General features: G+C 53.1%; 10 protein-coding genes. 7 read left to right on the forward strand and 3 right to left on the reverse strand.

The window, feature by feature from the left end; all coding sequences use genetic code 11:
• Positions 1-11 precede the first annotated feature (11 nt).
• A complete protein-coding gene (locus FEK47_RS01190; protein WP_130218984.1) occupies positions 12-908 on the reverse strand; it encodes an aldo/keto reductase family oxidoreductase in 897 nt (298 codons plus the stop codon).
• Positions 909-956: 48 nt separating this feature from the next.
• A complete protein-coding gene (locus FEK47_RS01195) occupies positions 957-1,196 on the reverse strand; it encodes a DUF1289 domain-containing protein (RefSeq protein ID WP_024258169.1) in 240 nt (79 codons plus the stop codon).
• 294 nt (positions 1,197-1,490) lie between these two features.
• Between FEK47_RS01195 and nemR the strand changes: the two genes are divergently transcribed.
• The 5 genes from nemR (at position 1,491) to FEK47_RS01225 (ending at position 9,170) form a co-directional block, all read left to right on the forward strand.
• Entirely contained in the window at positions 1,491-2,090 is a 600-nt protein-coding gene (gene nemR, locus FEK47_RS01205; RefSeq protein WP_130257796.1) for a DNA-binding transcriptional regulator NemR, read from the forward strand.
• 35 nt (positions 2,091-2,125) lie between these two features.
• Positions 2,126-3,223: an N-ethylmaleimide reductase gene (gene nemA / locus FEK47_RS01210; protein WP_135405853.1), complete on the forward strand. Its 1,098-nt coding sequence runs from the start codon at positions 2,126-2,128 to the stop codon at positions 3,221-3,223.
• 80 nt (positions 3,224-3,303) lie between these two features.
• Positions 3,304-3,711, forward strand: coding sequence for a lactoylglutathione lyase (gene gloA, locus FEK47_RS01215; RefSeq protein WP_001237796.1), 408 nt, complete (start codon positions 3,304-3,306; stop codon positions 3,709-3,711).
• Positions 3,712-3,813: 102 nt separating this feature from the next.
• Positions 3,814-4,461 carry a ribonuclease T gene (rnt, locus tag FEK47_RS01220; protein ID WP_001282281.1) on the forward strand — a complete coding sequence of 216 codons (648 nt, stop codon included), beginning with the start codon at positions 3,814-3,816 and terminating at the stop codon, positions 4,459-4,461.
• A gap of 92 nt (positions 4,462-4,553) precedes the next feature.
• Positions 4,554-9,170 carry an ATP-dependent helicase gene (locus tag FEK47_RS01225; protein ID WP_135487736.1) on the forward strand — a complete coding sequence of 1,539 codons (4,617 nt, stop codon included), beginning with the start codon at positions 4,554-4,556 and terminating at the stop codon, positions 9,168-9,170.
• A 48-nt stretch (positions 9,171-9,218) separates the two neighbouring features.
• On the opposite strand, the gene grxD is transcribed toward FEK47_RS01225, so the two are convergent.
• Positions 9,219-9,566 carry a monothiol glutaredoxin 4 gene (gene grxD, locus FEK47_RS01230; protein WP_000108172.1) on the reverse strand — a complete coding sequence of 116 codons (348 nt, stop codon included), beginning with the start codon at positions 9,564-9,566 and terminating at the stop codon, positions 9,219-9,221.
• A 334-nt stretch (positions 9,567-9,900) separates the two neighbouring features.
• Here grxD and mepH point away from each other — a divergent pair, with 334 nt between their 5' ends.
• Together mepH and sodB are read left to right on the forward strand one after the other, a co-directional pair.
• Positions 9,901-10,731: a peptidoglycan DD-endopeptidase MepH gene (gene mepH, locus FEK47_RS01235; protein WP_130208194.1), complete on the forward strand. Its 831-nt coding sequence runs from the start codon at positions 9,901-9,903 to the stop codon at positions 10,729-10,731.
• Between the two features lie 127 nt (positions 10,732-10,858).
• The gene (gene sodB / locus FEK47_RS01240; RefSeq protein WP_135487735.1) at positions 10,859-11,440 is read left to right on the forward strand and encodes a superoxide dismutase [Fe]; all 582 of its coding nucleotides are present in this window, start codon (positions 10,859-10,861) and stop codon (positions 11,438-11,440) included.
• Positions 11,441-11,519: the final 79 nt, after the last annotated feature.

The following is an 11,519-nucleotide window of genomic DNA, read 5'->3' on the forward strand; positions in this document are numbered from 1 at the left end:
CCTAAAAGTGCTTACGGTACGTCGTAACCTAATGCAGCTTTACGGATACGGAACCACTGCTGACGCGTCATTTTCAGGGCTTCTGCCTCTACAGCAGCCCGTACGCGCTCAATTTTACCGGAACCAATTATCGGCAACGGTTGCGACGGCAGACGTAATATCCAGGCATAAACAACCTGCTCAATAGTGGCCGCGTTTAATTCCTGGGCTATCACAGCGAGTTCATCACGCAGCGGCTGGAAAAAATCATCATTGAACAGACGTCCACCACCAAGGCACGACCACGCCATCGGACGAACACGCAGTTGTTGCAGTTGGTCGAGCGTGCCATCCAGCAGCAACGGCTGATGCACCGGGGATATTTCCACCTGATTAGTGGCAAGGGTAAATGGCAGGCGTGATTGCAACAGAGCAAATTGCGCAGGCGTGAAGTTGGAGACGCCAAAATGGCGCACTTTGCCGCTCTGATGCAGATGTTTAAACGCATCCGCCACTTCATCGGCATCCATTAACGGGTCGGGACGGTGGATTAACAGCAGATCCAGATGATCGGTCGCGAGATTAATCAGCGACTGTTCGGCGCTTTTAATAATATGGTCGCGGTCAGTGATGTAATGACCAATGACGTTTTCTTCACGCGCGGTCGTTGCGATGCCACATTTGCTGACGATTTCCATCCGTTCACGCAGATGAGGCGCCAGCTTCAGCGCCTCGCCAAACGCTGCTTCGCACTGATAGCCGCCATAAATATCAGCATGGTCCACAGTGGTAATGCCGAGATCCAGATGCTCCTCAATAAAGCTAACCAACTGACGGGCAGACATATTCCAGTCCATCAGTCGCCAGTAGCCCATCACAAAACGGGAAAACTCCGGGCCTTGCGGCGCAATAGTAATACGCTGAACCATAATCGCTTCCTCTTATCAGATATGAGAGGAGTATACGCAAGATTATGCTCAAAAGAGTGATGGTTGCTCCGGTTCATCTGATGACGTTGGCTTATTTGCGCGTAATTTACGCATCAGCCGTTGCCGACAAAGGCGCAGCACCTCTTGTTTTTCGCCATCGCTCATATTATTCCAGTTAAAACGCTCGTCCCGGCTTCGAAAACAGCCGCGACAAAACCCGCGTTCGTCAGACTGGCAAATTCCCCGGCACGGGCTCTGGACGGGAAAGAACTCTAATTGCTCCGCCACCTCGCCCTCCTCAGATAAGTTTTACTCTAAATAATTCGAGTTGCAGGACAAAACGCCAAGTGCGTTTTGAACAACGCTTGCGTTGGCCCTGAAAGGGCGAGGCCGAAGGCCGAGTAACGCGACGAGTGAATGAATCCCCAGGAGCTTACTAAAGTAAGTGACTGGGGTGAGTGAACGTGGTCGCAGCGCATGCAACTTGAAGTATGACGAGTGTATTACCACTATTGAAGCTGTTAATGCCCAAAGTAGCAACTTTGCTTGCACTAGACCGACTGGTCTACTACACTCGAACGCATGAACAAACACACCGAACATGATACTCGCGAACATCTCCTGGCGACGGGCGAGCAACTTTGCCTGCAACGTGGATTCACCGGGATGGGGCTCAGCGAATTACTAAAAACCGCTGAAGTGCCGAAAGGGTCCTTCTATCACTACTTTCGCTCTAAAGAAGCGTTTGGCGTTGCCATGCTTGAACGTCATTACGCCGCATATCACCAGCGACTAACAGAGTTACTGCAATCCGGCGAAGGTAATTACCGCGACCGCATACTGGCTTATTACCAGCAAACACTGAACCAGTTTTGCCAACACGGAACCATCAGTGGTTGCCTGACAGTAAAACTCTCTGCCGAAGTGTGCGATCTGTCAGAAGATATGCGCAGCGCGATGGATAAAGGCGCTAGCGGCGTGATCGCCCTGCTCTCGCAGGCGCTGGAAAATGGCCGTGATAGCCATTGTTTAACCTTTTGTGGCGAACCGCTGCAACAGGCACAAGTGCTTTACGCACTGTGGCTTGGCGCGAATCTGCAGGCCAAAATTTCGCGTAATTCCGAGCCACTGGAAAACGCGCTGGCACATGTAAAAACCATTATTGCGACGCCTGCCGTTTAGTAGGCTTTTTTATCACCAGACGACCGGGAGCCTTTATGTCATCTGAAAAACTGTATTCCCCACTGAAAGTGGGCGCGATCACGGCGGCAAACCGTATTTTTATGGCACCACTAACGCGTCTGCGCAGTATTGAACCGGGTGACATCCCTACCCCGTTGATGGCGGAATACTATCGCCAACGTGCCAGTGCTGGTTTAATTATTAGCGAAGCCACGCAAATTTCCGCTCAGGCAAAAGGATATGCAGGCGCGCCTGGCATCCATAGCCCGGAGCAAATTGCCGCATGGAAAAAAATCACCGCTGGCGTTCATGCTGAAAATGGTCATATGGCCGTACAGCTGTGGCACACCGGACGCATTTCTCACGCCAGCCTGCAACCTGGCGGCCAGGCACCGGTAGCGCCTTCAGCACTTAGCGCGGGAACACGTACTTCTCTGCGCGATGAAAATGGTCAGGCAATCCGTGTTGAAACATCCACGCCGCGGGCACTGGAACTGGAAGAAATTCCGGGTATCGTCAATGATTTCCGTCAGGCCATCGCTAACGCGCGTGAAGCCGGGTTTGATCTGGTGGAGCTCCACTCTGCTCACGGTTATTTGCTGCATCAGTTCCTTTCCCCTTCTTCAAACCATCGTACCGATCAGTACGGCGGCAGCGTGGAAAATCGCGCACGTCTGGTGCTGGAAGTCGTTGATGCCGGGATTGAAGAATGGGGAGCCGATCGCATTGGCATTCGCGTTTCGCCAATCGGTACGTTCCAGAATACGGATAACGGCCCGAATGAAGAAGCCGATGCGCTGTATCTGATTGAACAACTGGGCAAACGCGGCATTGCTTACCTGCATATGTCAGAACCAGACTGGGCAGGCGGCAAACCATATACCGAGGCGTTTCGCGAAAAAGTACGCGCCCGTTTCCACGGTCCGATTATCGGCGCAGGTGCATACACGGTAGAAAAAGCAGAAATGCTGATCGGTAAAGGGTTAATTGATGCGGTGGCATTTGGGCGTGACTGGATTGCGAACCCGGATCTGGTCGCCCGCTTGCAGCGCAAAGCCGAGCTTAACCCACAGCGTGCTGAAAGTTTCTACGGTGGCGGTGCGGAAGGCTATACCGATTACCCGACGCTATAATCCAACATTGCGAGCGGCGTAAAGCCGCCGCTATACTAAAACAACATTTTGAATCTGTTAGCCATTTTGAGGATATAAAGATGCGTCTTCTTCATACCATGCTGCGCGTTGGCGATCTGCAACGCTCCATCGATTTTTATACCAAAGTGCTGGGCATGAAACTGCTGCGTACCAGCGAAAACCCGGAATACAAATACTCACTGGCGTTTGTTGGCTACGGCCCGGAAACCGAAGAAGCGGTGATTGAACTGACCTACAACTGGGGCGTGGATAAATACGAACTCGGCACTGCTTATGGTCACATCGCGCTTAGCGTAGATAACGCCGCTGAAGCGTGCGAAAAAATCCGTCAGAACGGGGGTAACGTCACCCGTGAAGCGGGTCCGGTAAAAGGCGGTACTACGGTTATCGCGTTTGTGGAAGATCCGGATGGTTACAAAATTGAGTTAATCGAAGAGAAAGACGCCGGTCGCGGTCTGGGCAACTAATCTCCTGCCGGGCGCGAACTCTTCGCGCCCGCATCTTTACTGCATCGACAAGCAATATTTGTCATAATGCGCGCTGCAATTTATCCGTATTAAGAGAATCAGATGTCCGATAACGCTCAACTTACCGGTCTGTGCGACCGTTTTCGTGGTTTTTATCCTGTTGTGATCGATGTTGAAACAGCCGGATTTAACGCCAAAACCGATGCGCTGCTTGAGATTGCCGCCATCACCCTGAAAATGGATGAACAAGGCTGGCTGATGCCGGACACCACATTACATTTCCACGTCGAACCATTTGTCGGCGCAAATTTGCAGCCAGAGGCCCTCGCCTTCAACGGCATTGACCCGAACGATCCCGATCGCGGCGCGGTCAGCGAATACGAGGCGCTGCACGAAATTTTTAAAGTTGTACGTAAAGGCATTAAAGCGAGCGGCTGTAACCGCGCCATTATGGTGGCGCACAACGCCAATTTTGATCACAGCTTTATGATGGCCGCCGCAGAACGCGCCTCACTGAAACGTAACCCATTCCACCCTTTCGCCACTTTTGACACCGCGGCACTGGCCGGGCTGGCACTCGGACAAACCGTATTATCAAAAGCCTGCCAGACCGCGGGGATGGACTTCGACAGCACCCAGGCGCACTCCGCGCTGTACGACACCGAACGCACTGCTGTGCTGTTTTGTGAAATCGTCAATCGCTGGAAACGTCTGGGAGGCTGGCCGCTGCCTGCCGCCGAAGAGGTGTAATCGAGTCGATGCCTGATGACATGCAATGATTCAGGCATCTATAGTGAGGCTATTCCACGCATCATGCATGATATTCACGGGGAATAGCGTTAATGGCAGATAATCCAACCCCTTCATCGCCCCTGCCGGACGTGTTTTCACCGGCGACCCGCGACTGGTTTCGTCGTGCCTTTAAACAGCCGACCGCTGTCCAGTCACAAACCTGGCATGTAGCGGCGCGAGGCGAACATGCACTGGTGATTGCACCGACAGGCTCAGGGAAAACGCTGGCAGCATTTCTCTACGCCCTCGATCAGCTCTTCCGCGAAGGCGGCGAAGATACCCGCGAGGCGCATAAACGTAAAACCTCACGCATCCTCTATATTTCACCGATAAAAGCCTTAGGCACCGACGTTCAGCGCAATTTGCAGATCCCGTTACAAGGCATTGCAGAGGAACGGCGGCGGCGCGGCGAAATGGAAGTCAACCTCCGCGTGGGCATCCGGACTGGTGATACGCCCGCGCAGGAACGCAGCAAACTGACCCGCAATCCGCCGGATATTCTGATCACCACACCCGAATCACTCTATCTGATGCTGACCTCCCGCGCACGCGAGACGCTGCGCGGCGTCGAAACGGTAATTATTGATGAAGTCCACGCGGTAGCGGGCAGTAAACGTGGTGCGCATCTGGCGTTAAGTCTGGAGCGGCTCGATGCGCTGCTCCACACCTCAGCACAGCGAATTGGCCTTTCCGCGACTGTACGCTCAGCCAGCGATGTGGCAGCATTTCTTGGTGGCGATCGCCCGGTTACGGTAGTCAACCCGCCCGCAATGCGCCATCCGCAGATACGGATTGTCGTCCCGGTCGCCAATATGGATGATGTCTCATCGGTCGCCAGCGGCACTGGCGAAGACAGCCATGCGGGCAGAGAAGGCTCAATCTGGCCGTATATTGAAACCGGCATTCTTGATGAAGTGTTGCGCCATCGCTCGACCATCGTCTTTACAAATTCACGCGGCCTGGCGGAAAAACTGACGGCACGGCTGAATGAGCTTTACGCCGCACGCTTACAGCGCTCCCCGGCCATCGCCATAGACGCCACTCATTTCGAGTCGACCTCCGGCGCAACCTCAAACCGCGTACAAAGTAGCGACGTTTTCATTGCCCGCTCGCACCACGGTTCCGTCTCTAAAGAACAACGGGCGATAACCGAACAAGCCCTGAAATCAGGCGAATTGCGCTGTGTGGTCGCGACTTCCAGTCTCGAACTGGGGATTGATATGGGCGCGGTGGATCTGGTGATTCAGGTGGCGACGCCGCTTTCTGTCGCCAGCGGGCTACAGCGCATTGGTCGCGCCGGACATCAGGTTGGCGGTGTATCTAAAGGGCTGTTTTTCCCCCGTACCCGGCGTGATTTAGTCGATTCCGCCGTCATTGTCGAGTGTATGTTTGCAGGCAGGCTGGAAAACCTGACGCCACCGCATAATCCACTCGACGTCCTTGCGCAGCAAACCGTTGCCGCCGCGGCGATGGATGAATTACAGGTAGACGAATGGTACTCCCGCGTACGCCGTGCTGCACCGTGGAAAGATCTGCCAAGACGCGTGTTTGACGCCACGCTGGATATGCTTTCCGGGCGCTATCCCTCTGGCGATTTTTCTGCTTTTCGACCAAAACTGGTCTGGAACAGGGAGACGGGGATATTGACCGCCCGACCGGGCGCTCAGCTGTTGGCTGTTACCAGCGGTGGCACCATTCCGGATCGTGGCATGTACAGTGTGTTATTACCCGAAGGTGAAGAACAGACAGGCTCGCGGCGGGTGGGCGAACTGGATGAAGAAATGGTGTATGAATCGCGAGTGAATGACATCATCACTCTCGGCGCTACCTCATGGCGGATCCAACAAATCACCCGCGATCAGGTCATTGTGACACCTGCGCCAGGTCGCTCTGCCCGACTTCCCTTCTGGCGTGGCGAAGGTAATGGACGCCCCGCTGAATTGGGGGAAATGATCGGCGATTTTCTCCATTTGCTGGCGGATGGCGCGTTCTTTTCCGGAAATATCCCGCCGTGGCTGGCAGAAGAAAATACACTCGCCAATATTCAGGGGCTGATTGACGAACAGCGTAACGCCACGGGCGTTGTCCCTGGAAGCCGCCACCTGGTTCTCGAACGCTGCCGTGATGAGATTGGCGACTGGCGCATTATTTTACACTCTCCCTATGGAAGACGAGTGCATGAACCGTGGGCGCTGGCGATTGCTGGGCGACTGCATGCGCTATGGGGCGCTGATGCCTCGGTAGTCGCCAGCGATGACGGTATTGTCGCCCGCATTCCTGACACCGATGGTAAATTGCCTGACGCCGCGGTTTTTTTGTTTGAACCGGAAAAGCTGCTGCAAATTGTCCGCGAGGCGGTGGGCAACTCGGCACTTTTCGCCGCCCGTTTTCGCGAATGCGCCGCGCGGGCATTATTAATGCCGGGCCGCACGCCGGGCCATCGCACCCCGCTCTGGCAACAACGGCTGCGTGCCAGCCAGTTACTGGAAATCGCCCGGGGATATCCGGATTTTCCAGTCATTCTCGAAACCCTACGCGAATGTCTGCAAGATGTTTATGATCTTCCCGCGCTGGAGCGTTTGATGCGTCGCCTGAACAGTGGCGAAATTCAAATTTCCGATGTCACCACCGCGACGCCCTCACCTTTTGCCGCCAGTTTATTGTTCGGTTATGTGGCGGAATTTATGTATCAGAGCGACGCCCCGCTGGCAGAACGCCGGGCATCCGTACTGTCGCTGGACAGCGAGTTACTGCGCAATCTACTCGGTCAGGTTGATCCGGGGGAATTACTCGACCCGCAGGTCATTCGCCAGGTGGAAGAAGAGTTGCAACGACTGGCTACTGGCAGAAGAGCGAAAGGTGAAGAAGGATTGTTCGACCTGCTGCGCGAACTAGGGCCAATGACCGTTGAAGACCTGGCGCAACGGCATACAGGCAGTAGTGAAGTGATTGCGTCGTATCTGGAAAATCTTCTTGCAGTAAAACGAATCTTCCCGGCGATGATTAGCGGACAGGAGCGTCTTGCCTGTATGGATGATGCCGCCAGGCTGCGCGATGCCCTCGGCGTACAACTACCAGAGTCTCTGCCAGAGATTTATTTGCATAGAGTCAGTTACCCGCTTCGCGACCTCTTTCTGCGCTATCTCCGGGCTCATGCTCTGGTCACGGCTGAACAACTGGCTCATGAGTTTAGTCTCGGTATTGCCATTGTCGAAGAGCAGCTTCAGCAACTGCGCGAACAGGGTCTGGTGATGAATCTGCAACAAGACATCTGGGTGAGCGATGAAGTATTTCGTCGTCTGCGTTTGCGCTCGCTGCAAGCCGCCAGAGAAGCGACGCGTCCCGTTGCAGCCACGACCTATGCGCGATTGCTGCTGGAACGTCAGGGCGTATTACCCGCCACCGATGGTAGCCCGGCGCTCTTTGCCTCAACATCGGCAGGCGTTTATGAGGGCGTAGATGGTGTAATACGGGTGATCGAACAGCTTGCCGGAGTCGGTTTACCCGCCTCACTCTGGGAAAGTCAGATCCTGCCTGCCCGCGTACGCGACTATTCGCCAGAAATGCTCGATGAATTACTGGCAACCGGAGCGGTTATCTGGTCGGGGCAAAAAAAGCTGGGTGAAGATGACGGCCTGGTGGCACTGCATTTACAGGAATATGCCGCCGAATCGTATATTCCTGCAGAAAATGATCACGCGAAACGTTCAGCGCTTCAGCAAGCAATTATCGCGGTTCTGACTGACGGGGGCGCCTGGTTTGCGCAACAAATCAGCCAACGAACAGGCGAGATAATCGGCGAGCCAGTAGATCCTTCAGCCCTGCAAGAGGCGCTTTGGGAACTGGTCTGGCAAGGCGTCATCACCTGTGATATTTGGGCACCGTTGCGCGCCCTTACCCGCAGTAGTACCAGCGCACGCCCTTCAACTCGCCGTAGTAGCCGGGCTCGTCGTGGACGTCCGGTTTATGCACCGTCAGCTGTGCCGTTGGTATCTTACAACACACCAAAGCTGGCTGGACGCTGGTCGTTATTGCAGGTGGAGCCACTAAACGATACCGAAAGGATGCTGGCGCTGGCGGAAAATATGCTCGACCGCTACGGAATCATCAGTCGTCAGGCGGTGATTGCTGAAAATATTCCTGGCGGATTTCCGTCGATGCAAACGCTTTGCCGCAGTATGGAAGATTCCGGGCGAATTATGCGGGGTCGATTTGTTGAAGGTTTGGGTGGTGCTCAATTTGCTGATCGCCAGACCATTGACCGTCTGCGCGACCTGGCGCCCCATGCCACGCAGACGCGACAATATATGCCCGTGGCCCTTAGTGCCAACGATCCGGCCAATTTGTGGGGGAATCTGCTACCCTGGCCTGCACATCCGGCGACGCTGGTTCCGACTCGTCGGGCAGGCGCGCTGGTGGTCATTTCTGGCGGCAAATTATTGATTTATCTGGCGCAAGGTGGCAAAAAAATGCTGGTCTGGCAGGAAAAAGATGAATTATTACCACCGGAGGTTTTCCTGGCGCTAACCACCGCGTTGCGACGAGAACCACGGCTACGGTTTACGTTGACAGAAGTGAATGACCAACCGATCCGGCAAACGCCGATGTTTACGCTGCTGCGTGAGGCGGGATTTTCAAGTTCGCCACAAGGGCTGGATTGGGGATAAAAAGCACTGACGGATGCCGGTTAGCATCCGTCAGTATTGCAGAACGGATTATTCAGCATCCGGCTCTTCAGACTTGTATTTAGCAGCAGTTTCTTTGATCAGCTGCTGCAGTTCGCCACGCTGATACATTTCAATCACGATATCACAACCGCCTACCAGCTCGCCGTCAACCCACAGTTGCGGGAAAGTCGGCCAGTTCGCATATTTCGGCAGTTCCGCACGAATGTCCGGATTTTGCAGGATATCAACGTAGGCAAAACGTTCGCCACAAGCGGCAAGCGCCTGGACTGCCTGGGCAGAGAAACCGCAGCTCGGCAGTTTCGGTGAACCTTTCATGTACAGCAGGATCGGGTTTTCAGCAATCTGGCGTTGGATTTTTTCGATAGTGGTGCTCATTGTCTTGCTTCCTCAAACTTCTTTACGGCAGTAATCTGACATTGTAGCGGGTCAGTGCGGCATCGGAAAATAACATTTTCATCACGCTTTTGCTATTTTATCCCTTTGCTCTATTTGTTGCATTTCAAATATTCGTTTCTTCTCTGCCACGCTGCAAGCTGGCGTATTTGTGACCATTTTTAGCTTTCACTGCTGCTTTTTTTTGCGCTCGCCAACGAAACGTATTTTTTAACAATAAAAGCTATTAACTTTCCCTTCTTCTATGCATTAGAATCATCAAGTTTTGTAAATCAGACGCAGGCATGATAGACCTGCCTTAACAGAGGGACGCTCAGTGGCGCGGATAAACCGTATTTCGATCACGCTCTGTGCTTTACTTTTTACCACCCTGCCTTTAATGCCTATGGCCTATGCTTCCAAGCAAGCCAGGGAGAGTTCTGCTACCACTCATATCACCAAAAAAGCAGATAAAAAGAAAAGCACGGCAACCACCAAAAAGACCAATAATAAAGCCAGTCAGAAAACCGCCAAAAAAGTCGCCAGTAAAAGTACGACCAAAAGCAAAACCGCTTCTTCCGTTAAAAAATCCTCCATTACCGCTTCTAAAAACGCTAAAACTCGCAGCAAAAATGTTGTCACTAAAACGGCGTCTGCCAGCTTTACGGAAAAGTGCACCAAACGTAAGGGCAATAAGTCACATTGCGTGAAAGTCAAAAATGCCGCCCCTGGCACTATTGCCGACGCGCACAAAGCCAAAGTTCAGAAAGCCACTAAAGTGGCGATGAATAAACTGATGCAGCAAATTGGCAAGCCATATCGTTGGGGCGGGAGTTCACCGCGTACCGGTTTTGATTGCAGTGGACTGGTTTATTACGCTTATAAAGACCTGGTTAAGATCCGTATTCCGCGCACAGCAAACGAAATGTATCACCTGCGCGATGCGGCACCTATCGATCGCAGTGAACTGAAAAACGGCGACCTGGTCTTTTTCCGCACGCAAGGGCGTGGGACTGCCGATCACGTAGGCGTGTACGTTGGCAATGGTAAATTTATTCAGTCACCACGCAGTGGCCAGGAAATTCAAATCACGTCGTTAAGTGAAGATTACTGGCAACGTCACTATGTTGGCGCTCGTCGGGTAATGACCCCAAAAACACTTCGCTAAAACTTTACCCTGTTGTTACGGCAACAGGGTAAGTTCATCTTTTGTATCACCTTTTAATTTGCTACCCTATCCGTACTCACAATAAGGCTATTGTGCGTATACCAATGAATAATAAAGGAGAGTAGCAATGTCATTCGAATTACCTGCACTACCATATGCTAAAGACGCTCTGGTCCCGCACATTTCTGTGGAAACCATCGAGTATCACTACGGCAAGCATCATCAGACTTATGTCACTAACCTGAACAACCTGATTAAAGGCACCGAGTTTGAAGGTAAATCACTGGAAGAGATTATTCGCAGCTCTGAAGGTGGCGTATTCAACAACGCAGCTCAGGTCTGGAACCACACTTTCTACTGGAACTGCCTGGCACCAAACGCTGGCGGCGAACCGACTGGCAAAGTCGCTGAAGCTATCGCCGCATCTTTCGGTAGCTTTGCCGATTTCAAAGCACAGTTTACTGACGCTGCGATCAAAAACTTTGGTTCTGGCTGGACCTGGCTGGTGAAAAACAGCGATGGCAAACTGGCTATCGTTTCTACCTCTAATGCTGGTACTCCGCTGACCACCGATGCGACCCCGCTGCTGACCGTTGATGTCTGGGAACACGCTTACTACATCGACTATCGCAATGCGCGTCCTGGTTACCTGGAGCATTTCTGGGCGCTGGTTAACTGGGAATTCGTAGCGAAAAATCTCGCTGCATAATAACTGATGGCAAATGCAACATTGCCTGATGCGCTACGCTTATCTGGCCTACGCGGATCATCAATGTAGGTCGGTTAAG

The sequence above is a fragment of the Escherichia sp. E3659 genome, assembly GCF_005781135.1.
Classification (GTDB): domain Bacteria; phylum Pseudomonadota; class Gammaproteobacteria; order Enterobacterales; family Enterobacteriaceae; genus Escherichia.

Excerpts from the sequence above, each read along its gene's own strand:
- FEK47_RS01190 (WP_130218984.1), bottom strand. The coding sequence starts at position 908 with ATGGTTCAGCGTATTACTATTGCGCCGCAAGGCCCGGAGTTTTCCCGT.
- nemR (WP_130257796.1), top strand. The coding sequence starts at position 1,491 with ATGAACAAACACACCGAACATGATACTCGCGAACATCTCCTGGCGACG.
- nemA (WP_135405853.1), top strand. The coding sequence starts at position 2,126 with ATGTCATCTGAAAAACTGTATTCCCCACTGAAAGTGGGCGCGATCACG.
- gloA (WP_001237796.1), top strand. The coding sequence starts at position 3,304 with ATGCGTCTTCTTCATACCATGCTGCGCGTTGGCGATCTGCAACGCTCC.
- rnt (WP_001282281.1), top strand. The coding sequence starts at position 3,814 with ATGTCCGATAACGCTCAACTTACCGGTCTGTGCGACCGTTTTCGTGGT.
- FEK47_RS01225 (WP_135487736.1), top strand. The coding sequence starts at position 4,554 with ATGGCAGATAATCCAACCCCTTCATCGCCCCTGCCGGACGTGTTTTCA.
- grxD (WP_000108172.1), bottom strand. The coding sequence starts at position 9,566 with ATGAGCACCACTATCGAAAAAATCCAACGCCAGATTGCTGAAAACCCG.
- sodB (WP_135487735.1), top strand. The coding sequence starts at position 10,859 with ATGTCATTCGAATTACCTGCACTACCATATGCTAAAGACGCTCTGGTC.